Source organism: Aquaspirillum sp. LM1, from assembly GCF_002002905.1.
Lineage (GTDB): Bacteria > Pseudomonadota > Gammaproteobacteria > Burkholderiales > Aquaspirillaceae > Rivihabitans.
In genome coordinates this window covers 1693249-1719228 of sequence record NZ_CP019509.1, presented here as the reverse complement: position 1 = coordinate 1719228, position 25980 = coordinate 1693249, and the positions used below count along the sequence as shown (strand labels likewise).

Sequence of the window (25980 nt, the reverse complement as noted above, 5' to 3'; positions counted from 1 at the left end):
GTGGCCTGTATGCCGCTTCGCCGTTTGCCCCCGATTTCCAGTGCCGAGCCCAGCCCCCCACCGGCCTTGCGTGTGGCTTCGCTGGAAGAAGTCCAAAACAAGACAACATGGCTGGACAGTCAAGAGGCCCGCGACGCTGAGCCAATTCACTGGGAAAGTTACGAATGCCAGCTGGTGACGCCGTTATTTGGCGGCGGGGTGGTTGCCGGCCAGGTGGATCAGCGCATGCCCATTCGCGCCAGCGCCATTCGCGGCCAACTGCGCTTTTGGTGGCGGCTGCTGGCCAGCAAGCGGCTGAAAAATAATACTGAAAAGATGCGCGAGGAAGAATTCGCCCTGTGGGGCGGTTTGGGCACGCCGCCGCAGGCAAGCCAAGTGTGGGTGGAGGTAAAGCACGATAAACCACTAAAACTCACAGAGGCGGGAAATATTAATTCCTATGCTTTAGGCGGTGGGAAGGTAGATGAAGTCAAGATAAATGATTGCCCCACCCCTTGGGTCTTGCGCATGGGTTGCTGTCTGTCCCTCTCTGATACGCAAAAACAGGAGGTAACAGACGCCGTGCGTTGGTGGGCCAGTTTTGGCGGTGTAGGAGCGCGAACCCGGCGCGGGTTTGGGGCGGTATCGGTGTCTGGCCTACCGGTGGTGACTGATGAAGAAATAAAAGCGGCTGGCTGTCAATTTATTTTAAATAGAACCCAAAAGCATGATGCACAGCAAGCTTGGAACTTGGGTATTAAAGCCTTGCGTGATTTTCGGCAAGGCAAGCCAGGGCGCAACAGGGGCGAGACACGCTATCCTGGCCGCAGCCATTGGCCAGAGGCAGATGCTATTCGTCGCCTGACAGGCCGCCATCACAACTATCACGCTCCCGAACATACAGCAGGTAATGTCTTTCCGCGTGCAGCATTTGGCATGCCGATTATTTTTCATTTCAAAGACAGACAAGACCCGTCTGATTTCTCTTTACAGCCTGTCAAATACGTGCAAACCCCCGGCCAGAGCATCATGTCGCCTGTTGTGTGCGAACGCTTGGCCAGCCCGCTGATTTTGCGCCCGATCAAGCAGGGTAATACATGGCGAGCGGCGGCATTGCTGCTGCCATATGAAAAAATCCTGGATTTGGCTGTCACCCAACCCGATGGAACCGTCACAAACCCTGGCGAATGGTGGGATGCCGCACAGGCTGTGAATATCCCCCCCATGCACGCGCAAAACCAGAACAACCCACTGTTGGCGTTTCTGCAATACTTTAAAACTTATCCGAGCCAGACAAACTCATGACCACCGTCCTCATCCTTTCTTTTGGCCCAGTGCAGGATTTTATCGCCGCCGCGCGGCGCAGCCGGGATTTATGGAGTGGCTCGTGGTTGCTGTCGGAGGTGTGCAAGGCCGCCGCGCTGGCGCTGTATCAGCTACCTGGCGTCGAGCTGGTGTTTCCGGCGGTGGCAAAAACCGACCCCAACGCGCTGTTACAGCCAAATTCGCTTTTGTCTGTCGCCAACAAACTGCAAGCCAACCTCGCCGGCCAGCCCAGCGCTGAGCAGATTGGCGAGCGGATTCAGCAGGCGCGCCAGGCGGCGCAGCGGCGCTTGAGCGAGCTGGCTGCCGAAACGAAGAGCTGCTTTAACACGCGCCGCGCGGATACCGGGCTGATGCTGAATAACGCCCTGTGGCACAAGCAACTGATTGATTATCTGGAATGCTATGCCGGCTGGGCGACACAAGACGAACAGGCGAAAATCAGCTATAGCCAGGCCGTGCGGCGCGCCAATCTGGCGTTGCAAGCGCGCAAGGCCACCCGTGATTTTGCCCAGCTGGCCAGCCACCGGGATGATGCCGCAGGGTTTGGCCTGCCCAAGTCGTCGCTGGATGGCGCGCGGGAAACCGTGCTGGCGCCTGCGCCCAACACAGAGCCCGAGCCCATCCATGCTGCCTTTCAGCGTGAGCTGAAACTCGGGCTGAACCCAGGCGAGCAGCTGGATTGCATGGGGCTGATCAAGCGGCTGGCGGTCAAGGCCGAGCAATTTACCCCGGTGTCGCGCATTGCCGCAGACAGCTGGCTGCGGCAATTGCCCGACACAGAGCAAGACCGTTTGCGCATGGCGTATGAGGCGGTTTATCAGGCGGGAAAACAGCTGGCTGGGACGGCCGAGAAAGATGCCAGTTTATTGGGGCTGGCGTCTCGGGTGACAGGCAATAGCGGTGATTATCAGACTCTACCGTTTGACGGCGCCTTGCTCTACCGCGCCCGGCTGGCGGTGGCGCAGCGCGAGCTGAAAAATCTGACAGATGACCACCTCAACGCGCTGGCAGAAAAACTGACAACGCTGGCAGACACACTCACCCCAATCTGGCGCGCCTACGGCGAACCCACGCCGTATATGGCCGTGCTGCAAGCCGATGGCGACCAGATGGGCGCGCTGCTGGAGCACATCGGCAGCCCCGAGCATCATCAGCAAGTGTCGCGAGCGCTGGCTGATTTTGCCGGGGGCGCTGCCGAGGTGGCGCGTAAGCACCACGGCCATGTGATTTACGCTGGCGGCGACGATGTGCTGGCCTTGGTTCCGCTGGATCAGGCATGGGCATGCGCCGATGCGCTGCGCAAAAATTTTGCCCACATCCTGGCCGCATGCATTAAAAAAATTCCGCTTGACCTTCCCCACGACCACTATCCCACCCTGAGCGTGGGCCTGGGCATTGGCCATATGCAAGAAACCCTGAACACCCTGCGCGATTTGGCCAAGCGCGCCGAAAAACTGGCCAAGGAGGGCTTGACCAAGCGCGCCGAGCAACTGGCCAAGGGCAACCAGCACACCCAGCCGCGCAATGCGCTGGGCATTTACCTGCGCAGCCGCAACAACGCCGAGCTGAGCTTGCGCCGCCGCTGGGACGATCACGATGGACAAAAAGCCTTGCAGCAATGGCAGCAGGGCTTTTTGCAGCAGCTGCTGCCCAGCCGGCTGGCGCACGATGCGCTGGCGCTAGTGGAGGCAGGTGAGCGGGCCAGGCATTCCGCCGCCATGCTGGAAGCCGAATTCATCCGGCTGTTTGCCCGCACCGAATTTCGCTCCGACCCGACGCAGATTGCCGAAAACAGCAGCAAACCGGAAATCCAGGCACAAGCCCGCGCGCACTGGCAGCGATGCCTGAAAGACCGGCTGGCCACCTTGCACAAGCAACACTCCGACAGCGCCGCTCGCGAGCTGGCCCACGAGCTTTACGTCAGCCACTGGCTGGCCAGCAAAACCCGTCAGGATTTGGGAGAATTGGCATGAGCGACTTGTTTCATTACCAGCTGGAGGCCCTGGCCCCGCTGGTGTTTCGCTCGGGCAAGCCGTTTGGCGTGAATGCCGGCGCCGACGGCGCGGCGTTTCCGCTGCCTTCCAGCCTGGCCGGCCTGCTGCGCAGCCTGTGGGCCGAGCAGCAGGGCGAGGCGTTCAGCCCCGAGCTCCACCAGATTGCCGCCTATGGCCCGCTGCTGGCCTGGCGCGAGCCAGACAACACGCTGATTCCGCTGGCCCCCGCGCCGGCCGATGCCCAATATGTGACAGTCCAGCCAGACAAACAAAACGGGCAAACCGATGGGCAACAAGCGCCCCACCCCCTCCTGCGCCGCCGCAGCCCGCAGCCGCTGCCAGACACAATAGGCTGCGATTTGCCCGCTGGCTTGCTGCCGGTGTGGAACATCGAAGAAATGGCCCAAAACCCCGGCAAACCCGCCACCGGCCCGCAGTATTGGCCGCTGACCGAGCTGGTGCGCTGGAGCCAGGGCGACGACGAAAACATCACCCTGGAAGCGCTCAACAACAGCGGCCTGAGGGCGCTCACCGACAGCGTGCGCACCCATGTGGCCATCACCCCCGAGAGCCAGGCCGCCGCCGATGGCCAGCTGTTTCAAACCGCCGGGCTGGATTTGGCCCCGCAGCGGCAAGCCGACGGCGGCTGGGCCACGCGCGAGCTGGTGTGGCTGGCCAGCTCGCCCAAGCCGCTGGTGTCGCGGCTGGCCACCTTTGGCGGCGAGCGCCGGCTGTCGCGCCTGCACCCGCTGGACGCCCACGCCGCCCCGGCGCACTGGCTGCGCCCCTGCGAAGATCAAATCGCCCGCATGCTCAAACAAGGCGGCCTGCGCCTGACCCTGCTCACCCCGGCGCTGTTTGCCGGCGGCCACTTGCCTGGCTGGTTGAACAGCAAAACAGAAAACGGACGCCTGAGCGGCCAGCCGCCCGGCTGCCCTGGCCTGACCTTAACCCTGCGCGCCATAGCCGCCCACGGCTGGCAGCCAGTCTCCGGCTGGGATTTGGCCAAGCAACAACCCCGCGCCGCGCGCAAAGCCCTGAAAGCCGGCGCGGTGCTGTGGTTTACGCTGGATCACCCCGCCCAGCTTAGCGCCGAGGCATTGCGCCCGTTGTGGACGCAAGCCCTCAGCGATGATCCACAAGACCAATGCGACGGTTTTGGCCTGGCCCTGCCCGCCGCCTGGACGCCCCCACCCGCCTGACCCCGAGATTGCCGAACATGGAACATCAACTGTTTTATCTGCACGCCTTGTCCGCCCTGCACGCCGGCACAGGCCAGGGGGTGGGCGCCATCGACCTGCCCATTGCCCGCGCCCGCGCCACCCAACTGCCGCTGCTGCCCGGCTCCAGCCTGAAGGGCGTGCTGCGCGACCACGCCAAGCAGGCAAAAACCCTGGATGACAAAAGCCTGCCCGCGCTGTTTGGCCCGGACAACATCGGCATGGACAATCCGCACGCTGGCGCGCTGGTGGTGGGTGACGCCAATTTGCTGATTTTGCCGGTGCGCGCATTTTGCGGTGTGGTGGCGTTTGCCACCTGCCCGTTTATCCTGCGCCGCTACGCCCGCGACCTGCCCGCCGCACACCGGGAGCAACTGCCCATCCCCACCCTGGCCGACACCAACACCGAAGCCGCGCTGCCAAAGTGCAGCGTGCTGGGCGCCGATCAAAAATTGCTGCTGGAAGACCTAGACCTAAGCATTCAGCCAAACCACACCGAAGCCAAGGCCTGGGGCCATCACCTGGCTGAAGTGCTCTACCCCCACGACGCAGACTGGCGGGAGGAGTTTGTTAAGCACTTCGCCATCCTGCCGGACAATGTGTTTTCGTTTTTGGCCGACACCGCCACCGAAATCCGCGCCCGCGTGCGCATCGACCCCAACACCCGCACCGTGGCCACTGGCGCGCTGTGGTACGAAGAAAACCTGCCCGCCGAAAGCGTGCTGTGGGGCATGTTGGCGTTTAGCCCGTCGCGCAACAGCGCCGGGAGCGCGCAAGAGATGCAAAACAAATTCAAAACCTGCTTTAGCCAGCCTGAGCAGCTGATGCAGCTGGGCGGCAAACACACCATTGGCCGTGGCCTGTGCCGGCTGGTGCTGAACACAAAACCGGCAGGGGGCGGGCAAGCATGAACACGCGAAGCCGCCAACACGCCGCCAACGCACACGCGTGCGTAAGCGCCGTCGTTTCACAACCTTATGCCAGCAAATACCGCGCCCTGGCGTTAAGTTTTCCTATCATGGTGCTGCAATCCGGCCTGGCGCAGGCCACCGGGTTTTTGCAGGCAAAAAGCAGCGGCGAAAACGAATATCAGCGGTATCTGATTGATCTGGCCAGCATCCTGGGTAAAAGCAGTGGCGAGGTTTTACATACTGATGTGATTAACAGCAGCCTGGCCACCTATCAGCAACTCACCCGCCAGGCGCTGGACGCCAGCGGCTGGCTGAAACGCTACGCCCAAGCCCTGCTGAAAGAAGAGCAAGCAGAGGCGCCAACCCCCACCACCACCGAGGGCGCGCAATCATGACCGCACTGATGCGCGAAGAACTGGCTGATCAACCCCCCAAGGCAGATCACGCCCACGCCGGCCTGTGGCTGCAACGCGGCTGGCCCGCTTTTGTCACTGGCGACGCCGAAGGCAATAAAACCGGCCACATCAATAAACTATGCGCCATCCAGCCCAGCACGCTTTATAAAAAAGCCTTCAGCCGTTGGGAAGAAACCGTTAAAACCCTGCCCGGCGTCGCCCTGTTCGCCACCGTCTCGCAGCGCCTGCTGATCGGCAGCAATGCCGCCAGCGCGCTGGAAACCGGCGTCGCCATCCAGCACAGCTACGGCATGCCGATGATCCCCGGCAGCGCCGTCAAAGGCTGCGTCCGCGCCTACGCCCAGCAACTCGGGCTGGGCGCAGAATACCTGGCCATGCTGTTTGGCCTGGACGAAGGCGAACTGGCCGGCCCCGGCGGCCTGGTGTGGCACGACGCCTGGTGGCGCCCCGGCAGCCAGGACACTCCCTTTGTGGCCGATGTCGTCACCGTTCACCACCCGGATTACTACCAGGGCAACGCCCCCCTGGCCAGCGACACCGACACCCCGGTGCCCAACGCCCAGCTGGCCACGCAGGGCGAGTTTTTCTTTTACATCGGCTGCGAATGCCCCGACAGCCAACCCTGGGCCGAACTGGCCATGCAACTGCTTAAAGCCGCCCTGCACGGAGTCGGCATTGGCGGTAAACGCGCAGCGGGGTATGGGCGGATGGGAGAAAACCACTCACGCACTGAAAAATTTACCCAAGACAAACGCCAGCAAACTCTGTCCGCCACCGAGCAAATCCGGCAATGGTTGGACTTGCCATCCAGCACTTTGGCCAAGAAATTTGGCAAGGATTTTAACAAGACCAAAACAGAAGCTGCACAAAAATGGCCTGATACCCCTTGGGACACCATACGGTGCATATTGGAGGAGCAGCACGCCAAATTGCTTAAAGACTGGGCCTTGCAAGATAAAGACAGCCATGCTTATAAAGCCTGGAGAAAATTACACGCTGATTGACTGGCGCACACCCGTAAAAAAACCATACCCTAGGATACGCCAAAAATCGTCATTCCCGCGCAGGCGGGAATCCAGGGTTTTGATTTTGCTGAATAAATCCGTGCTTTTCTTACTGACAAAAACACATCATGACTGACTGGAACCTTTCCGAACTACTGAACACCCTGCACACCCGCATTCAAGGTGAGCTGCAAGCCTGCCGCGTGCTGGCCCATCCCACCGACAAAGGCGACGCCAGCGAAGACGTCTGGCTGAAACTGATGCAGGATTACCTGCCACAACGCTACCGCGCCGAAAAAGCCCATGTGGTGGATAGCAACGGCGAATTCAGCGAGCAAATCGACATCGTGATTTTCGACCGCCAATACACTCCGCTGATTTTTGAGCTGCGCGGCAGCATGATTGTGCCGGCAGAAAGCGTGTATGCGGTTTTTGAGGTGAAGCAAACCGCTAATAAAGCACATATTGAATACGCACAAGAAAAAATTCATAGTGTGCGTCGGCTCACACGCACCAGCGCCCCGATTACTCACGCTGGCGGGGTCTATGCCCCACAAAAACCCAAACATATTCTAGGTGGCTTTCTGGCTTTACGCAGTGAGGTCACTGAAGACACATTATATAAACATTTATCAGGCCTGCTTCCACAGCACCCGCACGGCAAGATTGATATTGGCTGCGTTGCTGAAGTTGAAACAAATGAACCCCGTGATGACAAGAAACCCCTCCCTGGTTATTTTTTCAGCGTTGACTTGACCCCGGCCCCCTCAAATAAACGCTGGTGGCAAAAAGAGATGGCAAAACCCATGGCCAGCTTATATGCAGCCCCAAAACTCAAACACAGAAAAACCCAACACAGCCTTGCCACCGAAAAACTCAAGCGCCTGGCGTCAAAGCCAGTCATCTTGCCTTCCCCGCCGCTATGCATCCAAACACACGAAAAAGCCGCCACTGCCTTTTTGTTCAGGCTCATCAGTTTGCTGCAAACACTCGGCACAGTGCCCGCCATTGATATGGACAAATACGCACAAAAATTGATTTCGCCACCCAAAACCGACTAGGCAGACAGCATGAAGTGCGCTACTATCGCAAGGCGTTTCGGGGGTGTCTGGGGAGACATCTCCCCGCCCGGAGCGAAAAGTTGGGAACACCCTCTGCAAGATGCTGATTTTGCAAGAGAAAAGTAGGGGGTGCTCTCTAGTGGTTTCCCTGATCTCTAAGGGATTAAGACGCTAAGATCTTGGCCGAGCAGTTCGGCTATTCGACTCTAGTGGTTTCCCTGATCTCTAAGGGATTAAGACCCTTGAACTTGAAATCGCTGGTCAGCCGGAATTCTCTAGTGGTTTCCCTGATCTCTAAGGGATTAAGACTGAGCAAGTCGCGGAAAAAAGTGTTGATAGCCCTCTAGTGGTTTCCCTGATCTCTAAGGGATTAAGACTCGTAATCCAGCGAGTGTAAGCTTGCATCCAGCCTCTAGTGGTTTCCCTGATCTCTAAGGGATTAAGACTCTGCTACGCAGTCAGCCATCCGTGTGACCTGCGATGACAAAGTGTTGCAAATATCCAACTTAGGCTAAATTTTTCCGTAAAAACCAGTCTCGCGGGCTATCAGTTTCACAGCCATCAGGCATATGATTTACGCATCCACTGTGCGGAGAAACGGCATGACAAGTTCGCGTCTTGTTTTTCCGCTGTGCGATGACATTGCTGATCCCAAGCGCTGGCGCAAGGTGCACGAAGCAGTGCAAGCGCATGCTGTCAGTGGGCAAAAATCGGTGTATGAATGCTGGCTGACCGCAGGAGAGCATCAGGCTTTGCTGGCGCGGCTGGAGGCGGTGATTGCGCCAGCAGAAGACAAAGTGCATGTGTTTGCGCTGGATGCGCGGCGCAAGGTGCTGCGCTTTGGCGTGGCGCGCGCGCCGCAGTGTGATCCTTTCCTGATTGTGTGAGGCTTGTCATGAGCTGCCTGTATGTGGATCGTCGCGGGGTGGATTTGCGGGTGGATGGCGGCGCGCTGGTGTTTTATGAAAACGGCGAGCGCATTGGCGCGGTGCCCCTGGCGCCGCTGGAGCGGGTGGTGGTGCATGGCGACATGACGCTGCAAGCGCGTTTGCTTGGGCAGTTGGGCGAGCGTGGGGTGGGCGTGGTGGTGTTGTCCGGGCGCAAGCACACGCCCACGCTATTGATGGCGCGCCCGCATCAGGATGCGCGCCGGCGGCTGACACAGTTGCGCCTGGCGCAGGATGGGGCATTTTGTCTGAGTTATGCCCGCGAGCTGATCGAAGCCAAGCTGGCGGCGCAGGCGCGCCATGTGCATCAGCTGCGCGAGCGCCGCCCAACGGCCCGCCAGCCGCTCACCCATGCGCTGGCCGCGCTGGAGCGTGGGCAAACGTCCACGGCGCACGATGTGGTGCGGCCTGGGTTCCCGCCTGCGCGGGAACGACACGTGAGATGAGGCGCATGCCGAAAAAGGTCTAATCACCCATCGCCTTGAAACACAATGGCATATGTGAGCGAGCTTAACGTCGGGCATCTCTATTTATTCTGTTAAAACAAGCCCTTGCATTGCATTGCCACAGCGAACTACCCGCCGCGCCCCACCCCGTCATTCCCGCGCAGGCGGGAATCCAGAGGCATCCACAGCGTACAGCAGGTGCGTGCTCTCACGACCGTTCCACAAGGCTAAACCCCCACGGCGCACGATGTGGCACCGTCTGGATTCCCGCCTTCGCGGGAATGACGATTTTTTCAGCGTATCCTTAAAAAAACAAACCCTTGCATTGCATTGCCACAGCGAACTACCCGCCGCGCCCCACCCCGTCATTCCCGCGCAGGCGGGAATCCAGAGGCATCCACAGCGTACAGCAGGTGCGCTCTCACGACCGTTCCACAAGGCTAAACCCCCACGGCGCACGATGTGGCACCGTCTGGGTTCCCGCCTTCGCGGGAACGACACGTGAGGTGAGGCGCATGCCGAAACAGGTGCGTGCTCTCACGACCGCCCCACAATGCCAAACCCCCACGGCGCACGATGTGGTGCGGCCTGGATTCCCGCCTGCGCGGGAACGACGATTTTTTCAGCGTATCCCTAGGGTGGGCGGGGGGATGTTAAGTGGGTGAAAGCGTACAGGATTGTCTGTTTTGCTGCAGCTTTTCAGCTTTCCAGTGCCGAGGTTTCCGACGACAGCAAGCTGCCGTCCGGGCTGAAGCGCATCAGTGTGCTTTCTTCTTCCGCTACCATCACCACGGTGGCTTCGCTCAGGCTGCCATCGGCGTGGTAGCGATAGTCGTGAAACGATTCAATTTCGCCATATACCACTTTTTCTACCTTGGTCATCTGTTCGGCGGCGTTGTAATAGGCACGGTAAAAGGTAATCCGGTGGCGCAGGTCGGCGTCTTCCAGCGGGGTGTTCAGTTTCAGCGGCAGTTTCACACCGGAGTAGCTGACAAAATGGCGAATCGAGGCAAGGTCTGAGGTCATGGCACGCTCGTGGCGGCCAGGTCTGCCCGTATGGCTAGGCTGGCCTGGCAAAATGGAATGGACAGGATAAACAGCAATAAGCCTGCCAGCCTGGCCACGGGAGCATCATCGGCGCACGCGCCATGCAAACCCCCGCCGCGCCAACAGGCGGGACGGGGGCAAGGGCAGCAGAGCAGATGCGGGGCGCAATCAGGCGGCGGGCGGGGTGTCCGGGTGGTCTGCCGGGGCGTCTGTGGCGTCAGCGGTGGGCGCATCGTCATCCAGGCCGTCATCCGGCGCAGCCGGCACATCATCGGCTTCCAGGTCGCTTTCGCCCTGCATCTGGGCATTGCCCGGCAGCAGGCGATGCGCCCGCTCGGCATCAATGGCGTACACAAACAGTTTGATCAGCTCAGCCAGGGTACTGACCTCCAGCTTGTCGAACAGGCTGGCGCGGTGGGCTTCGATGGTGCGCGGCGACAGCCCCAGCCGGGTGCCGATTTCCTTGCTCGACATGCCTTCGGTGACCAGTTCCAGCACTTCGCGCTCGCGGCCAGACAGGCGGGCCAGGCGGATTTCGGCTTCCTGGGTGCGGCTGGCTTTTTCGTAGGTGGCAATGCAGTGGCGCAGCGCCTTGCGGATGGCTTCCAGCAGCAGTTCGCCGTCAATTGGCTTGGTGAGGAAATCGCTGGCACCGGCCTTGAATGCGCGGGTGCATTGCGCCACGTCGCCGTGGCCGGTAATGAACACAATCGGCAGGGTTACCCCGGCACCTTCCAGCTCGGCTTGCAAGTCCAGGCCGGTGGTGCCTGGCATGCGGATGTCCAGCACCAGGCAGGCAATCTGGTTGGGGATGAACGCAGCCAGAAATTCCAGCGCCGACGGAAACGCCATCACTTTCAGGCCGGCGCTGCGAATCAGCAGGCTGACCGAGTCGAGCACCGCCGGATCGTCGTCCACCACGTAAACAATCGGGTCAAAGCTGAGGGTTGGGTTCATGGGGAGAGGTGTCCTTTTCACACAATGAGGCTGCGCTGGGCTGCGCATGTTGCAGTGGCAGGGTAATGCGGAAGCTGCTGCCGCCATCTGGCAGGCTACGCCCGGAAATATGCCCCTGGTGCGATTCGATGATCGACTGGCAAATGGTCAGCCCCAGCCCCATGCCATGGGGCTTGGTGGTGCTGAACGGAGTAAACAGTTTATGAACCATGGCTTCCGGAATGCCGGGGCCATTGTCCACCACGCGCAAGCAGGCCAGTTCGTCGGTGCAGCTGGTTTCCAGACGAATCTGCCGGGGTTGCGGCTTGTGCTTGAGCGCATCCATGGCATTGGTCAGCAGGTTCAGCGTCACCTGTTCAATCTGGATGGCATCGCCCAGTACCGGGGGCAGATTGTCCTGCAGCGTGATCAGGGTTTCAATGCCGTTTTCGCGCAGGGCGTGGTCGGCCAGCATCAGGGTGTTGTGCACGATCTGATTCAGGCTGATGGGCTCCCAGCGCACTGGCTGCTTGGACACAAACGCCCGCAGCCGCTGCAGGATGTCGCCAGCCCGGGTGGCCTGCTGGGCGGTGCTGCGCATGGCTTGCTCAACCAGCTCCAGGTCCGGATGGTCATCGTCCAGCATGCGCAGGCAGGCCTGGTTGTAGCTGACAATGGCTGACAAGGGCTGATTCAGCTCGTGGGCAATTCCCGAGGCCATTTCGCCCATGGTGTTGAGCCGGGCAACATGGGCCAGTTTTTCTTCATGCTCGCGCAGGCGCTTCTGGCTGGCCGACAGCCGGGCCAGCACCTTGTTATGGGTGGGGCCGAGGTTGCGGAAGGTGATCAGCGCGCCGGCATGCAGATGCTGACGGGATGGCAAGGGCGAAATATTGCCCTCAATCAGCAGGTTTTGTCCATCTTTTCGCAATAATGCGGTGTTTTCTGGCAGTTCGACAGAGCGGCGAAACTTCAGGCTTTCGTTAACCGGGTTTTCCTGCATATGCTGCGACATCTCGAAATGCAGGCGAAACACCGAAAACACCGATTCGCCAATCACCGTGCCAGGTGATACCTGCAGCAGCGAGGCGGCCATCGGGTTGAGATAATCAATCCGGCCCTGGCTGTCGATGCGTATCACCCCGTCGTGGATATGCTGCAGGGTCATGGCGGCCATTTCCCGTTCGCGCAGCAGTGATTCATTGGCTTCGGCACCCTGCTGGCGCGAGCGGCGACGCTGGCCCAGCACCCCCATGCTGAACCCCACTGCCATGCCCAGGCTGATGGCCAGATACAGCAGCGGTTGCAGATTGAGGTCGGCTGCGCGCAGTTGATAATCCACCCGGATCAGAAACGGCTGGGCGCTGCTGGGAATCGGCTGTTCAAAATGAAAACGCGGCAGCCAGGTGCTTTCCCAGGCAGGAATGGGATGCATGGGCGAGCGGAAAAAGATATTGTCGAACGGGCGGTCTACCCTGGGGTAAAACGCCATGCTGACATCGTGGGCGGAGTTATTGGTCAGCGGCAGTTCGCCCAGCAGGCGGTCGTTGCGCACCAGAATGCCCACAAAAGCCTTGCGCGGGGTGTTTTCTGTGCCGCCATGTTGCTGCACTGATTTTACCAGCAGGTATGCCCGCCCGCCTTCGGGCAGGGCAAACGGCGCGGTGGACTCCATATGGCCAAACTGCTCGGCAGCGCGCAGGGTTTCGGTGTGCTGGCCGGCGGCGTTGATATCCATGCCCAGCGTATTGGGCGAGCCATCCAGCTGGGGCTCCACCATCACGATGGGATGGTAATTGCCGCGCGGGCGCACCGCACGCCAGCCACCCTGGCTGACCGGGGCGGGTTCTTTCAGCTGAAAGTCGGGAAAGCCGCGCTGACGCATTTTTTGTGTGAAGCTCGCCACATGGTCGCGCGGCACTTCTTCAAAAAACTGGATGCTGTACATATGCGGGTAGCGCTGCATCAGCTGCTGGGTAAAGCGCTGCACGTCGGGCAGCCCCAGCTGGGACTGGGTGCGCATCAGCAGCTCCAGCGACAGCATCACCGACTCGTTTTGTTCCATGCGCTGGGACACGCTCTGAAAAAAGCCTTCTGCCCGCTGGCGAAACAGCGTTTGCTGCCGGGCATACTCGCTGTTCAACCAGAACAGGGTCATCAGCACAAATCCGACGCACCACAGCATCCCGCCCAGTTGCAGCAGGCTGATTGAGCGGGAGGTCGAATGGGTGCCTGCAGTGTGTTTCATCCAGTCAATCGTCAAGGGGGCCTGGGCTCAGGCAAACATGTCCTTATCCTGTGGTGCGCCATGCGCCACGCGCATGCACCCCAGCAGGAACAGCAATATGCCAGTATGTTGGCATGTCTGGGGAGAGGCGACAAGAGGCACGCGGTTTGCCAGACGGCATGAACCGGTTTTTTGCGCGACTTATCCGCCCATTTGGCAAAAACATGCAGTTTTCAAGCCGGTGTGCTGTCTGGCATGCCAGTGCGTTCAGCTTTCCCGGCGCAGCAGCACCAGCAAGGCCCCGGCCCCACCCCGGGCTTCGTCGGCCTCGCAAAACGCCAGCACATGCGGATGATGGCGCAGCCAGGTGCGAATCACCTGCTTGAGCACCGGCAGCCCCTCACGCGAGCCCAGGCCCTTGCCGTGGATCACCCGCACGCACTGCCCTAGCTGGCGGGCGCGGTGCAGCAGCACGGCCAGATGCTGCTGGGCGTCAAAGCGCGACAGCCCGTGCAAATCCAGCTCGGCCACCTGCGGCCAGTGGCCCTGGCGCAGTTTTTTCAGGGTATGCCGCTGCATGCCGGGGCGGACAAAGCTGGCGTCCAGCGTGGCCGGCTCAAACCAGCCCACCATGCTGTCGGTGATCTGGCCCTGGCTGGAAGGCGCTGTTGAAGCATGATGGGGATGATGGGCGGTGCTGTGTCGCGGCCAGTGCGGCGGCGGCGCGGGCCGGTGTGGATAGCGCTGGTCGGCCTTGAGCGGGCGCACGTCGGCAAACAGCTCGGCAAACACCGGTTCAGGCGCAGCTACTGGCGCAGGCGCAACGGCGGGCCGCGCCGATGGCAGGGCCCGCCGCAAGGGACGCAGCGCATCTTTAAGCGGTTTGCCCGCCATGACTGACAGCCGGCCTGACCGGATCAGTGGTCGAGGTAACGCTCGGCATCCAGGGCCGCCTGGCAGCCAGAGGCCGCGCTGGTGACCGCCTGGCGGTAGATATGGTCCTGCACATCACCGGCGGCAAACACGCCGGGAATATTGGTGGCGGTGGCATTGCCGGCGTGGCCGCCGCGCGTGACCAGATAACCGTTTTCCATGTCCAGCTGGCCCACAAACAAGTCGGTGTTTGGCTTGTGGCCAATCGCCACAAACACCCCGGCCAGTTCGATATCACGGGAGGTGCCTGTTTCCGTGGACTGAATGCGCATGCCGGTAACGCCGCTGGCGTCGCCCAGCACTTCGTCCAGCGTGTGGTTCATCGCCAGGGTGACCTTGCCTTCTTTCACCTTGTCGGCCAGCTTGTCGGCCAGGATTTTTTCGCTGCGGAACTTGTCGCGGCGATGCACCACGGTCACATGGCGGGCAATATTGGCCAGATACAACGCTTCTTCCACGGCGGTATTGCCGCCGCCAATCACGGCAACATCTTTGTTGCGGTAGAAAAACCCATCGCAGGTGGCGCAGGCCGACACGCCCCGCCCCATGAAGGCTTCTTCCGACGGCAGGCCCAGATACTGGGCGGAGGCACCTGTGGCGATGATCAGCGCATCGCAGGTGTATTCGCCGGAATCGCCTACCAGGCGAATTGGTTTTTCCGTCAGCGCGGCGGTGTGGATATGGTCAAAGATCATCTCAGTGCCAAAGCGCTCGGCGTGCTGCTGAAAGCGGCTCATCAGCTCCGGGCCCATCACTCCTTGCGGGTCGGCTGGCCAGTTGTCAACTTCGGTGGTGGTCATCAGTTGGCCGCCCTGGGCAATGCCGGTGATGATCACCGGATTGAGGTTGGCGCGGGCCGCGTACACCGCAGCGGTGTAACCCGCCGGGCCGGAGCCCAGAATCAGAAGTCGGCAATGGCGAGGGGTGCTCATGATCGGTCAATCCTGTATTCAGTAAGGGAGTCAACATGCGCTGGCCACTCAGGTCAGCCGCGCAAGCAGAATGATAGTAGTTTATTGGGACAATCGCAGCGTTTCAATGGATAGAATTTATCTATCGGCTGGATTGAATGGCTGTATTGAAGCCGGTTAATGCCAGGGAAACGGCTCGTCGTCATCGGCCATCCGGCGGTCATGGCTGGGGTCGTACACCTGCAGCTGGTCACGTCCGGACGCCTTGCAGCGGTAAAGCGCCAGGTCTGCGCGGGCCATCAGTTCGGCCAGGCTGTGCAGCCGGGCTTCGCCGTAGGCCACGCCCACGCTCAGGGTGCAGGCCGACGCGGTTTTAAGCTGGGCGGAACGGCGGGCAAAGCGGCGGCGGATGCGTTCGCCCACATCTTTGGCGGTGTGGGGCGAGCGGTCATGCATCACCACGCAAAACTCCTCACCGCCCAGCCGGGCAAAAATATCGCTGGCACGCAGCGCATCGCGCAGGATATCGCCCATGCACACCAGCACCTGGTCGCCGGCGGCGTGGCCAAACTGGTCGTTCACCCGCTTGAAGTGGTCGATGTCGAGCATCATCACCGTCAGGGTATTGGGCTGGCGGGCCAGCAATTGGTCTACCGTGCGCTGAAAACCGCGCCGGTTAAAAATGCCGGTCAGCGGATCGCGCTCGGCAATCTGGCGCAGGGCGTACACCATGCGGTCGGTAATCAGCAGCCAGAAACTCATGGCCATGCCAATGCCGCCAATCATCACCACCAGCAGCCCGGTCAGGTTGGACAGATAGTACCAGCCCTCCTCATGGGTATCGCTGAACAGGCTGAGCAGCAAGAGCCCAATACGCAGCAGCAGGCCCAGACAGATGCCGGAAATTGACGCCAGCGTGGGCCACAAAATCAACCGGCGCAAATGGCTGCGTTGCCGCCATATCACCTGCAGATTGCCCAGCATCAGGAACGTCACCACGCAGGCGCTCCACAAGCCAGCCATGGGAATGGTGGGCCACAGCATACCGGCCAGCACCAGCCCGGCCAGGCTGAACAGATACGCCACTTTCAGCCCCAGCGGCAGCGGGCGCAGGCCAAAAAAATGGCGCAGGCCGGCCAAAATGAGCAACTGCCCGGAAATCACCAGCATGCTGATGAGCAGGCGCTGGGGCGGCCAGCTGGGCAGCAGCTGGCTCATGGCCACCATCAGGCTCAGCCCGAGCGCCATCAGGCCGTAGGCGCGCATCCACAGCCGGATGGCCAGAATATCCGGTGCCAGCCGGCTGGTGATGCCCAGCGCCAGGGTGAGCGCCAGGTAGACCAGCGCATTGCTGATAAACAGGGTGAGGGGATCAAGTAAGATGGGCACAAACATTCCGGGCCGCACGCAGCCAGCAGGCGTGAACAGAGGGAAAACGTGTCGTTATAAAACAAAAACGCGCCGACCGAAACCCCTGGCGGATGCCAGCCGGCGGACGGTTTGCTAAACTTGGCGGATTATTTGCCGCAAAATTCCCGACGTGAGCACGCCGCGCCGCCTGTTTTACCAGGCCCGGCGCCCCGCCTGCCCACGCCGTTTTTATTGACCGCATCCTGACTGAAACTGGAAATATGGCCCAATACGTCATGTCCATGCTCCGCGTGAGCAAAATTGTGCCGCCCAAGCGGCAGATCATCAAAAACATCTCGCTGTCGTTCTTTCCCGGTGCCAAGATTGGCCTCCTGGGTCTGAACGGTTCGGGGAAGTCCACCGTGCTCAAGATCATGGCCGGGGTGGACAAGGAATACGACGGCGAAGTGCAGCACCTGGCCGGCGTAAAAATCGGCTACCTGCCGCAGGAACCGCAGCTTGACCCGGACAAGACCGTGCGCGAAGAAGTGGAAAGCGGCATGGGCGATGTGATGGGCGCACAAAAACGCCTGGAAGAAGTGTACGCCGCTTACGCTGAGCCGGACGCCGATTTTGACGCGCTGGCCGAAGAACAGGCCAAGCTGGAAGCCATCATCTCCGCCGGCGCGGGCGACAACGTGGCCCTGCAACTGGAGCTGGCCGCCGACGCACTGCGCCTGCCGTCGTGGGACGCCAAAATCGGCCCGCTGTCTGGCGGTGAAAAACGCCGGGTAGCGCTGTGCAAGCTGCTGCTGTCCAAACCCGACATGCTGCTGCTGGACGAACCCACCAACCACCTGGACGCCGAATCGGTAGAATGGCTGGAACAGTTTCTGGTGCGCTTCCCCGGCACCGTGGTGGCGGTTACCCACGATCGTTATTTCCTGGATAACGCCGCTGAATGGATTCTGGAACTCGACCGTGGCGAGGGTATTCCCTGGAAGGGCAATTACTCCAGCTGGCTGGAACAGAAAGAAGAACGTCTGGCCAAGGAATCCAAGTCTGAAGCTGCGCGCATGAAGGCGATGAAGCAGGAACTGGAATGGGTACGACAAAACCCCAAGGGCCGCCAGGCCAAGTCCAAGGCGCGTCTGGCCAAGTTTGAAGAACTGTCCAGCTTTGAATACCAGAAGCGCAACGAAACCCAGGAAATCTTTATTCCGGTGGCCGAGCGGCTGGGTAACGAAGTGATTGAGTTTGACGGCGTGAGCAAAGCTTTTGGCGACCGCCTGCTGATTGACAACCTCAGCTTCAAGGCTCCGCCTGGTGCCATCGTCGGCATCATCGGCCCCAACGGTGCCGGTAAATCCACCCTGTTCAAGATGATTGCCGGCCAGGAACAACCAGACAGCGGTGAAGTAAAAATCGGCCAGACCGTGCAAATGGCTTTTGTCGAACAAAGCCGCGAAGGGCTGGATGGCGAAAAAACCGTGTTTGAAGATGTGTCCAACGGTGCCGACATTCTCAGCGTGGGCCGCTTTGAAATGCCCAGCCGTGCCTACCTGGGCCGCTTTAACTTCAAGGGCGGCGACCAGCAAAAGAAAGTGGGCATGCTCTCTGGTGGCGAACGTGGCCGCCTGCATCTGGCCAAAACCCTGCTCAAGGGCGGCAATGTGCTGCTGCTGGATGAACCGTCCAACGACCTGGACGTGGAAACCCTGCGCGCGCTGGAAGACGCCCTGCTGGAATTTGCCGGTACCGTGTTTGTGATCAGCCATGACCGCTGGTTCCTCGACCGGATTGCCACCCATATTCTGGCGGCAGAAGGCGAATCGCAGTGGGTGTTTTTTGACGGCAACTATCAGGAATACGAAGCCGACAAGAAAAAACGCCTGGGTGAAGAAGGTGCCAAGCCCAAGCGCTTGCGCTACAAGCCAATCACCCGCTAAGCGTTGCTCAGAAAACCCTCCTGGCGTTGTGGTGTGATTGGTTTAGGATGCGCTGAAAAAATTGTCATTCCCGCGAAGGCGGGAATCCAGGGTTTTGCTTTTGCTGGATTTTGCTTTTTGCAAACACGATTTTTCTGAATCAATCAGCGCCACCACCCCGCCGCACGAGTGGCGGCAAGATTCACCGGGCAGCCCACGGGCTGCCCGTCCATGTTTTTGGAACTCATCATGTCCATCCCCGACATCCGCCCCGGCCAGTCCATCGAGCTGCTGAAAGAACTGCACATCCTCACCCGTGACGGCAAGCTCAACCAGGACAGCCGGCGCAAACTCAAGCAGGTGTATCACCTGTACCAATTCATCGAACCACTGCTGCAGGAAGTGCTCGACGCCGGTGGCGAGCTGACCCTGGCCGACCACGGTGCCGGCAAATCCTACCTGGGCTTTATCCTGTACGACCTGTTTTTCAAATCACACGACGCCGGCCATATTTATGGCATCGAAACCCGCGAAGAACTGGTCAGCCGCTCGGTCGAACTGGCCGAACGGCTGGGGTTTGCCCGCATGCATTTCTTGAATATGTCGGTGGATGAATCCCGGCGCATGGCCGAACTGCCCGAACGCTTTGATGTGGTCACCGCGCTGCACGCCTGCAACACCGCCACCGACGACGCCATTCGCTTTGCCCTGGACAAACAGGCCCGCTTTATCGTGCTGGCCCCGTGCTGTCAGGCCGAAGTGGCCAGCGTACTGCGCCAGCATAAAAACCGCGCGCTAAGCAAAGGCCCGCTGGCAGAAATCTACCGCCACCCGATCCACACCCGCGAATTTGGCAGCCAGCTGACCAATGTGCTGCGCTGCCTGCGCCTGGAAGCCCACGGCTACCAGCTGACCGTCACCGAACTGGTGGGCTGGGAACACTCGATGAAAAACGAACTGATCATCGCCCGCCACACCGGCCAGCCGCGTGGCAACGCCCGCGAGCGCCTGAACGCCCTGCTGGAAGAATTCAACCTGGAAAGCCTCGCCGAGCGCTTTGCCTGAAAGCCCAACCATGAGCCCGACCCACCCCACCCCCGACGACCAAACCGTGATTGAAGCTACCCGCATCTGGCTGGAAAAAGCCGTGATCGGCCTGAACCTGTGCCCGTTTGCCAAGGCGGTGTACGTCAAAAACCAGATCCGCTACGTGGTCAGCCACGCCCGCCATACCGACCAGTTTCTGGAAGAACTGGACCAGGAACTGGAACACCTGGCCAATATCGACCCGGAAGTGACCGACACCACCCTGCTGATCCACCCCACCCTGTTTCCCGAATTTGGCGTGTTCAACGACTTTCTCGAACTGGCCGAAGCCGCACCACAGGCGCTGGGGCTGGACGAAGCGCTGCAAGTGGCCAGCTTCCACCCAGACTTCCAGTTTGCCGACACTCAGCCGGACGACATGAGCAACTACACCAACCGCGCCCCCTACCCCACCCTGCACCTGATCCGCCAGGCCAGCATTGATCGGGCAGTGGAAAGTTTTCCGGACCCGGCAGCGATCTTTGAGCGGAACATTGAAGTGGTGAACGAGCTGGGGCCAGAGGGGTGGAAGGGGTTGGGGATTCCGTATGGGGGGAAGGAGTGAGCGCAGAAAAGGTGATTTAGCGCCACTAAGGAAACGCTGAAAAACCGTCATTCCCGCGAAGGCGGGAATCCAGGATTTTGATTTTGCAGGGTTTTGCTTTTGGCAAAGACGATGCTTCTGAATAAATCAGTGTGCCCTTGGTTTGGCCGACAATACGCGGTAAAGCGAGCAGTCGCACAAAAGGAGCCTGGAAGTGCTCAAGCAATTAAAGATTACCAATATAGGCCCTGCCAATGTCGAGCTGGAATTTGCTGATCGGCTGAATTTGATTACGGGTGATAATGGATTAGGCAAGAGTTTTTTGCTCGATATTGCCTGGTGGGCAATGACCCGAAAATGGCCGGCTGAAGTCAACCCAAAACTCACTGCAGGTAAGATTGCACTGCCCACCGATAAAAAACAGAAAGCTGAGATTGGTTTTTCGTTTACCGGTGTCTCGAAAACCAAAGCCAATAGCATTGACTTTGACCCTCGCCTGCAAAACTGGAACCTCCCCCGTGGCCGCCCCGCCAACCCCGGCATGGTTTTTTATGCCATGGCGGATGGCAGCTTTGCCGTTTGGGACCCCGCGCGCAACTACTGGAAAAATAAAACCGAAGAACGAGCAGACCGCCCACCGGCTTATGTATTCAGCCCAAAAGAAGTATGGGATGGCTTGCAGCGCGATGATGGCGCTTGGCTGTGCAACGGCCTGATCCGCGACTGGGCCGGCTGGCAAAAAGAAAAAGGCCGCGCCTTTGGCTATCTGTGTGCCGTGTTGTCCGCATTGTCGCCCTCTGCTGCCGAGCCATTGCAAGCAGGCGCATTAACGCGCATCAGCCTGGATGATGTGCGCGACATGCCCACGCTGAAAATGCCTTACGGGCAGGATGTGGCCGTTGTGCATGCATCCTCTGGCATGCGGCGGGTGATTGCACTGGCCTATTTTTTGGTGTGGTGCTGGGAAGAACACCTGAAAGCCAAAGAACTGTTGGGCGAAGAGCCGGAAACAAAAGCCACTTTCTTGATTGATGAAGTGGAATCGCACCTTCACCCAAGATGGCAGCGCACCGTGATCCCCGCGCTGATGCAGGTAATGGCCAAGCTCACCACCTCGGCAGAAGTCCAGCTGATTGCCGTGACCCATTCCCCATTGGTGATGGCGTCAGTCGAGCCCCAATTTGACGAGCAAAAAGACGCCTGGTGGGATCTTGATTTAATTTGCTCCGCACATCGTGAAGCCTCAGTCACGTTCACCAAACGCCAATTTGTGCGCCTGGGCGATGTTTCCCGCTGGCTGGTGAGCGACGCTTTTGACATGGATAGCGCACGATCTCTGGAGGCTGAAGTGTTGTTGCAGCAAGCTGGCAAAATTCTGTCTGAAGAAGTGATTGACGCAGCGCAGGCAAAAGCCCTTGATGCAGCATTACGCACAGTGTTAGGTGATACAGACCCCTTCTGGATTCGCTGGCGCTACATTGGCGAAAAACAAGGGTGGCTGAAATGATACCCGTGACGGCACAGCCCGAACCGGCTGATTTTGATGCCAAGGTCCGCAAAAAGGGCTTGGCGTATCTGAACAAGAAGGGGATTCTGCTGGATCAACCCCTACCGGAAAAAACAGCGATTGAACCCTATTGGTGCCACTGTTTGACCGACCTACACCAAGCATATGGCGGCGTGTGCGCATACCTCGGGGTGTTTTTCGAGCGCGTGATGGGGGCTAGCAGTGTGGATCATTTCATCGCCAAATCCACCCTTGCGGGTCAGGCCTACGAATGGAGCAACTATCGATTAGCCTGCTCGACCATGAACAGTCGAAAACGCGAGTACAACGATGTGCTGGATCCATTCTTTCTTGCGCCCAATTCATTCTGGCTGCAACTGTCTACTGGGCATATTTATCCAAATCCACACTTGGCCGCACAGCCAAGACGTATTGTTGAGCAAACCATTGAACGGCTTGGTCTGGATGATCCTGCGTGTCGGGAATTGCGGGCACGCCTGTATCAGGAATACCTGGAATATCAGCTGCCTTCAGTCTATCTGAAAAAATTGTCACCTTTTATCTGGTGCGAAGCAAACCGCCAGGGGCTGTTATAGCTGTTATAAAGGAAGCGCTACAAAGCAAAATTTTATTCCTAAGGATGCGCTGATTTATTCAGAAAAATCGTGTTTGCCAAAATCAAAACCTAGCAAAATCAACAACCTGAATTCCCGCCTTCGCGGGAATGACGATTTTTTCAGCGTATCCCTAGCTCGAGCGACGCACTTTCACCCGATCATCCTAGGTGTGTGCTATAATTTATAAATAAATGAATTTGTATTTCAGCGCTTAAAAATACCCCCATCCGCACATATTGACCGTTGAATTTTTCAGCGGCTCTGTGGGTGTAATAGAGGCTTGCAATGAAAGCTAAAATAATGGCTACCACCACTGAAAAATCATGGTTAAGTGAATTCCTGTTGTATCGAGAAGTATTTAAAGGTCCGGACGGTAGACCGCTATATAAGTATCATGTCACAGAGTCGGAATATCAATCATTAATTAACCTGCTTCATCCCAGCTTTAAGTATCGCTCAGCTATTGTTAGCACTCATTTCGCAGCTTGCTTTTGCCTTTTTGTTAGTGAACAATATCGCAGAAACTACAATACAATATGGTCTTGGTCTGGAGCAGAAGAGGAGCTAGGCGTTTGCTTAACCCAATCACAGCATGCCAAATTGACCTGCGATGGACTAACATATTGGAAAAGGCCTATACGCTATCGGGAAAATGGTCGCGATTGGTTGGGTTCATTATTCGCAGAGGGAGGCTTGCCATGGCCATTGGTCCAAAGTGAGTCCCATGGCTTTGGAAAAGCTGTACGTCGAGGTATCAAGCACTATTACCGGACCGAAGGCAATCGTAGAACCACGGCAGATTTAATGGCTGACTTTGAAGAAGGGCTGCCTGTTCCTTTTCGTAGCCTAGAGACGCGCCAGCTGCTGGCAGGCATCGTTGATCAACTTATGTATCTGGTTGGACATTACCCACTCAAGGATCAACCGGATCCAGCTAGTTACCTTAATCAGCAAGACCCCGGCTGGACAGAGGCTTTTCCGATTCCTTTGGATGAAAATAATGCCCGATCATTGCTCAATGATTGGTTACGTGATGCTGACCAGAAACACAGAGAGCGCAAGGAGGCACGCGAGAAAGCTCAGGCGTTTACCTGCGAGCACTTTCTACATGGAGCGTTGCCCCAATGGTCGATACGCACAGATTTGACCCTACCTTTCGAAACAACTTTTGCAATAGACCAGACGACTCTTGGCAGTACTCGCTTGGAGTTGGCCTATTACGAAGGTGACCAGTTGCTGGCTCGTGGTGCCGCTATTTATGGCCAGCTCACCGCAGAGGGTATCAAGGTCCGTTTCTCCAATCCTCAGGTCACAGTGGAGCGACGCACGCTCGACGAACCGCTGAGCTTGTGCCTGCTGGATAACGGGCGCACGGTATATCGCCGGTTCTTCGACGGCAGCGCACTCGATTACCGGGAGGCTCCTCTAGTTTTCGAGAATCGCTCCGAGCGCTGGCAACTGGTGGCCACGTCCAGCTGCTCGATGGCATCCGGACTGGCTCGGCTTCGCATCCCTCAGGACTTTTTCATCACCAGTGAAGGTGCAGCTCCAGACACCCTGGCGCAGGATGCGGAGAATGGTCGTTGGATAGAGATATATTCGGGCCTATCTCTGGCCAAGGGTGCCGATTACTACCAAATCGAACTGAATCAGGCTGGTGGCGACGACCGCAAACCTACCCTGACGGGAGTTTTTGCAGTCTACGAAAGCGCTCCCTCGCTCGTCTTCCTGGGTTGGCCACGCCTTGAGCTACCCGAAGACTATCCTCACCCCCAGGATGAACTGCTTGAGTTCGTAAACGGTGAGTTGCTGGACCGTCAGCGCAACAGCAGCTATGGTTTCGCTCGCTACACGCTGCGCCACCGCTCGGGCAAAACGCTGCTGCAGCGCCGCTTTGGCGTCCTACCCAGGGAATTCAGTCTGTCCCTGTTTCCTGAACAGGGGCAGCAACCTGCACGCCTTCTCCCCAAAGGCACACACCAGCTTGATCTGCAGGTTGTCAGCAATAGCCTGGCAGTGGAGCAATCCGAATATGCTTTGCACTTGCATCATAAAGGGAATAATCCCCCTGCAACCTTTATTCTGGAGACCGGTCAGGGCCTACCACCCATTCAACTTCGCCTACCCTACCCCTGCCAGGGCGCTCGTCTCCTGGATCAGCATGGAAACCCATCTCGGATCCGAGAACTGACACTGGCGGAACTGACGGGATACCGCATCGTACTGACCTCCGATCTTCCTCAGGGCCAGACGTTCTACATGGGGCTGGAGCTGATCTGTATGGAGCAACCGCACCCAAAACGCAACTTCGACATCCGGGTAGGCTGCGCGCCAGTCATGCTCAGCCTATTCAGTTACTTGAGCGATATGCTGAACATGCTCGGCGCGGTTGATGAACAAGATGCTTATATCAGGCTTTCCCTGGAAACTGAGCAGCCGCTGCTGAGGCTCGATATTCGACGCTATGGGGGGCGACTCCAGTGGGAGGGGAGACATGCTTTTTATATCTGCAACTCCTCACATGTTGCCATGTTGGAGGGTATTCGGGCCGAGGCAATGCTCCTTTCCGACCCCAAGCGCACACCGCTGAAGCTGATAGAGAAGACCAGTGAGACCGTGGGCACTGGCTACTTCGAAATTCCGCAGGCAATGCAGTCTCAGGGGCCATGGCTGATCTACCCGGGTGAACAGTCGAGCGTTCATTTCCGTCCGAGCCTATATATCAGGCCGGATAACAGTCTCGACTCCGAGTTCGAAGTGCATTCGCTGCATCGCGCCGCCGAGCTTTTCCATCCCCAGCACAATCCACATGTCATCGAGCTGCAGATTGCCGCCATGGCGACCGACTTCAACCACAGTGGCTGGCAGTATCTGGCCGACTTGAAGCAGTACTATCGCCACCTGCCGCTGTCATCCTTCGAGACATGGAAAGCCCTGTCGCGCAATCAGGAAGCACTGAGCTTCGCGGTATTCCGCCTGGAAATGGACGAATCGTTCTGTGCACGTATACGCGACGAGCTTGCTGTCATCTGGGAGGCTGTCCCGCTTCCGCTATGGGTACAGGCCTACCAGCTATTTCACGACAGCATGCGCCTGATCGGGCTTCCCGAAGCGCTGGTCAACAATCTCGTCTCGAACCGGACCAACGTGCTGCGTTGCATCGTTTCCGGCTTCGACTATCTGGGAAACTATCTGAGCACCGGCAATCGCAGTTCGCTGACCAAGCTGCCGCCGGGAAGTGTTCTGCCTATCTGGTACCAGGATCTGCGGCGTCTTCACGAGTCCAATCGGAACTGGTCCACCCTGCTCGGCAGCGAGCTTTCCAGATGGATCGACAGGCAGCGGCTCCCTCCTCTGGTGAAAGCCCTTTCGCTGGTGGAGTTCACCGACGCAGTGACTTACCTGCCGATCTTCATGGCCTTCGTCACTGCTGGCAAAGCTAGAATCACCGATCTGCCGGCGGCACCGGCCTATCTGAAATTTGCCATTCGCCTGGTTTCCGATTTTGACCGTCAGGGCTGGTTTGTACCTGTCCACGCCCTGATGGTGTCTTATCTGCTTGCCTCGCAGGATGAGGCATAAGGAGTTGT

Annotated in this window: 21 protein-coding genes and 1 CRISPR repeat array; of the genes, 15 read left to right on the top strand and 6 right to left on the bottom strand. The window is 58.7% G+C overall.

Annotated features, from left to right (window positions below; all coding sequences use genetic code 11):
- Positions 1 to 9 precede the first annotated feature (9 nt).
- From cmr1 to BXU06_RS07310, 9 genes are all read left to right on the top strand, one after another.
- Complete coding sequence (cmr1, locus tag BXU06_RS07350; protein WP_077298244.1) at positions 10 to 1284, top strand: type III-B CRISPR module RAMP protein Cmr1; 1275 nt, start codon at positions 10 to 12, stop codon at positions 1282 to 1284.
- On the top strand, positions 1281 to 3278 hold the full coding sequence (cas10, locus tag BXU06_RS07345; RefSeq protein WP_077298242.1) for a type III-B CRISPR-associated protein Cas10/Cmr2: 1998 nt from the start codon (positions 1281 to 1283) through the stop codon (positions 3276 to 3278). The genes cmr1 and cas10 overlap by 4 nt, the downstream gene beginning before the upstream one ends.
- The gene (locus tag BXU06_RS07340; RefSeq protein ID WP_171982147.1) at positions 3275 to 4501 is read left to right on the top strand and encodes a type III-B CRISPR module-associated Cmr3 family protein; all 1227 of its coding nucleotides are present in this window, start codon (positions 3275 to 3277) and stop codon (positions 4499 to 4501) included. The genes cas10 and BXU06_RS07340 overlap by 4 nt, the downstream gene beginning before the upstream one ends.
- A 17-nt stretch (positions 4502 to 4518) precedes the next feature.
- The gene (cmr4, locus tag BXU06_RS07335) at positions 4519 to 5430 is read left to right on the top strand and encodes a type III-B CRISPR module RAMP protein Cmr4 (RefSeq protein WP_077298238.1); all 912 of its coding nucleotides are present in this window, start codon (positions 4519 to 4521) and stop codon (positions 5428 to 5430) included.
- The gene (gene cmr5, locus BXU06_RS07330; RefSeq protein WP_077298236.1) at positions 5427 to 5825 is read left to right on the top strand and encodes a type III-B CRISPR module-associated protein Cmr5; all 399 of its coding nucleotides are present in this window, start codon (positions 5427 to 5429) and stop codon (positions 5823 to 5825) included. The genes cmr4 and cmr5 overlap by 4 nt, the downstream gene beginning before the upstream one ends.
- Positions 5822 to 6850 (top strand): RAMP superfamily CRISPR-associated protein, encoded by a 1029-nt coding sequence (locus tag BXU06_RS07325; protein WP_077298234.1) that lies wholly within the window; start codon positions 5822 to 5824, stop codon positions 6848 to 6850. The genes cmr5 and BXU06_RS07325 overlap by 4 nt, the downstream gene beginning before the upstream one ends.
- 128 nt (positions 6851 to 6978) lie before the next feature.
- Entirely contained in the window at positions 6979 to 7911 is a 933-nt protein-coding gene (locus BXU06_RS07320) for a DUF6602 domain-containing protein (RefSeq protein WP_077298232.1), read from the top strand.
- Positions 7912 to 8045: 134 nt separating this feature from the next.
- Positions 8046 to 8357: direct repeats of the CRISPR family, unit length 36 nt; unit sequence CTCTAGTGGTTTCCCTGATCTCTAAGGGATTAAGAC.
- 156 nt (positions 8358 to 8513) lie between these two features.
- The gene (gene cas2, locus BXU06_RS07315; protein WP_171982146.1) at positions 8514 to 8798 is read left to right on the top strand and encodes a CRISPR-associated endonuclease Cas2; all 285 of its coding nucleotides are present in this window, start codon (positions 8514 to 8516) and stop codon (positions 8796 to 8798) included.
- Positions 8799 to 8806: 8 nt separating this feature from the next.
- The gene (locus BXU06_RS07310) at positions 8807 to 9304 is read left to right on the top strand and encodes a CRISPR-associated endonuclease Cas1 (protein ID WP_077298228.1); all 498 of its coding nucleotides are present in this window, start codon (positions 8807 to 8809) and stop codon (positions 9302 to 9304) included.
- Between the two features lie 699 nt (positions 9305 to 10003).
- On the opposite strand, the gene BXU06_RS07305 is transcribed toward BXU06_RS07310, so the two are convergent.
- The 6 genes from BXU06_RS07305 to BXU06_RS07280 all read right to left on the bottom strand — a co-directional run bounded on the left by BXU06_RS07305 (position 10004) and on the right by BXU06_RS07280 (position 16747).
- On the bottom strand, positions 10004 to 10330 hold the full coding sequence (locus BXU06_RS07305) for a DUF6156 family protein (protein WP_077298226.1): 327 nt from the start codon (positions 10328 to 10330) through the stop codon (positions 10004 to 10006).
- Positions 10331 to 10519: 189 nt separating this feature from the next.
- Complete coding sequence (locus tag BXU06_RS07300; protein WP_077298224.1) at positions 10520 to 11308, bottom strand: response regulator transcription factor; 789 nt, start codon at positions 11306 to 11308, stop codon at positions 10520 to 10522.
- Positions 11286 to 13535, bottom strand: a complete 2250-nt coding sequence (locus BXU06_RS07295) for an ATP-binding protein (RefSeq protein WP_150125142.1) — start codon at positions 13533 to 13535, stop codon at positions 11286 to 11288. Before BXU06_RS07295 ends, BXU06_RS07300 begins: the two co-directional genes overlap by 23 nt.
- A 246-nt stretch (positions 13536 to 13781) precedes the next feature.
- The gene (locus tag BXU06_RS07290; protein WP_077298220.1) at positions 13782 to 14408 is read right to left on the bottom strand and encodes a Smr/MutS family protein; all 627 of its coding nucleotides are present in this window, start codon (positions 14406 to 14408) and stop codon (positions 13782 to 13784) included.
- A 23-nt stretch (positions 14409 to 14431) separates the two neighbouring features.
- A complete protein-coding gene (trxB, locus tag BXU06_RS07285) occupies positions 14432 to 15379 on the bottom strand; it encodes a thioredoxin-disulfide reductase (protein ID WP_077298218.1) in 948 nt (315 codons plus the stop codon).
- Positions 15380 to 15535: 156 nt separating this feature from the next.
- On the bottom strand, positions 15536 to 16747 hold the full coding sequence (locus tag BXU06_RS07280; protein WP_171982145.1) for a diguanylate cyclase: 1212 nt from the start codon (positions 16745 to 16747) through the stop codon (positions 15536 to 15538).
- A 242-nt stretch (positions 16748 to 16989) separates the two neighbouring features.
- On the opposite strand from BXU06_RS07280, the gene ettA reads away from it, so the two are divergent.
- From ettA to BXU06_RS07250, 6 genes are all read left to right on the top strand, one after another.
- A complete protein-coding gene (ettA, locus tag BXU06_RS07275; protein ID WP_077298214.1) occupies positions 16990 to 18657 on the top strand; it encodes an energy-dependent translational throttle protein EttA in 1668 nt (555 codons plus the stop codon).
- A gap of 225 nt (positions 18658 to 18882) precedes the next feature.
- Positions 18883 to 19701: an SAM-dependent methyltransferase gene (locus BXU06_RS07270; RefSeq protein ID WP_150125273.1), complete on the top strand. Its 819-nt coding sequence runs from the start codon at positions 18883 to 18885 to the stop codon at positions 19699 to 19701.
- Between the two features lie 10 nt (positions 19702 to 19711).
- Complete coding sequence (locus BXU06_RS07265; protein WP_077298212.1) at positions 19712 to 20287, top strand: DUF1415 domain-containing protein; 576 nt, start codon at positions 19712 to 19714, stop codon at positions 20285 to 20287.
- Positions 20288 to 20480: 193 nt separating this feature from the next.
- Entirely contained in the window at positions 20481 to 21773 is a 1293-nt protein-coding gene (locus BXU06_RS07260) for an AAA family ATPase (RefSeq protein ID WP_077298210.1), read from the top strand.
- A complete protein-coding gene (locus tag BXU06_RS07255; RefSeq protein WP_216352552.1) occupies positions 21761 to 22369 on the top strand; it encodes a hypothetical protein in 609 nt (202 codons plus the stop codon). Before BXU06_RS07260 ends, BXU06_RS07255 begins: the two co-directional genes overlap by 13 nt.
- Positions 22370 to 22675: 306 nt before the next feature.
- Positions 22676 to 25972 (top strand): STY4851/ECs_5259 family protein, encoded by a 3297-nt coding sequence (locus BXU06_RS07250; protein ID WP_077298206.1) that lies wholly within the window; start codon positions 22676 to 22678, stop codon positions 25970 to 25972.
- The last annotated feature ends 8 nt before the right edge of the window (positions 25973 to 25980 follow it).

Coding starts and splice junctions, on each gene's coding strand:
- cmr1 (WP_077298244.1), top strand. CDS start 10: ATGCCGCTTCGCCGTTTGCCCCCGATTTCCAGTGCCGAGCCCAGCCCC.
- cas10 (WP_077298242.1), top strand. CDS start 1,281: ATGACCACCGTCCTCATCCTTTCTTTTGGCCCAGTGCAGGATTTTATC.
- BXU06_RS07340 (WP_171982147.1), top strand. CDS start 3,275: ATGAGCGACTTGTTTCATTACCAGCTGGAGGCCCTGGCCCCGCTGGTG.
- cmr4 (WP_077298238.1), top strand. CDS start 4,519: ATGGAACATCAACTGTTTTATCTGCACGCCTTGTCCGCCCTGCACGCC.
- cmr5 (WP_077298236.1), top strand. CDS start 5,427: ATGAACACGCGAAGCCGCCAACACGCCGCCAACGCACACGCGTGCGTA.
- BXU06_RS07325 (WP_077298234.1), top strand. CDS start 5,822: ATGACCGCACTGATGCGCGAAGAACTGGCTGATCAACCCCCCAAGGCA.
- BXU06_RS07320 (WP_077298232.1), top strand. CDS start 6,979: ATGACTGACTGGAACCTTTCCGAACTACTGAACACCCTGCACACCCGC.
- cas2 (WP_171982146.1), top strand. CDS start 8,514: ATGACAAGTTCGCGTCTTGTTTTTCCGCTGTGCGATGACATTGCTGAT.
- BXU06_RS07310 (WP_077298228.1), top strand. CDS start 8,807: ATGAGCTGCCTGTATGTGGATCGTCGCGGGGTGGATTTGCGGGTGGAT.
- BXU06_RS07305 (WP_077298226.1), bottom strand. CDS start 10,330: ATGACCTCAGACCTTGCCTCGATTCGCCATTTTGTCAGCTACTCCGGT.
- BXU06_RS07300 (WP_077298224.1), bottom strand. CDS start 11,308: ATGAACCCAACCCTCAGCTTTGACCCGATTGTTTACGTGGTGGACGAC.
- BXU06_RS07295 (WP_150125142.1), bottom strand. CDS start 13,535: ATGAAACACACTGCAGGCACCCATTCGACCTCCCGCTCAATCAGCCTG.
- BXU06_RS07290 (WP_077298220.1), bottom strand. CDS start 14,408: ATGGCGGGCAAACCGCTTAAAGATGCGCTGCGTCCCTTGCGGCGGGCC.
- trxB (WP_077298218.1), bottom strand. CDS start 15,379: ATGAGCACCCCTCGCCATTGCCGACTTCTGATTCTGGGCTCCGGCCCG.
- ettA (WP_077298214.1), top strand. CDS start 16,990: ATGGCCCAATACGTCATGTCCATGCTCCGCGTGAGCAAAATTGTGCCG.
- BXU06_RS07265 (WP_077298212.1), top strand. CDS start 19,712: ATGAGCCCGACCCACCCCACCCCCGACGACCAAACCGTGATTGAAGCT.
- BXU06_RS07250 (WP_077298206.1), top strand. CDS start 22,676: ATGAAAGCTAAAATAATGGCTACCACCACTGAAAAATCATGGTTAAGT.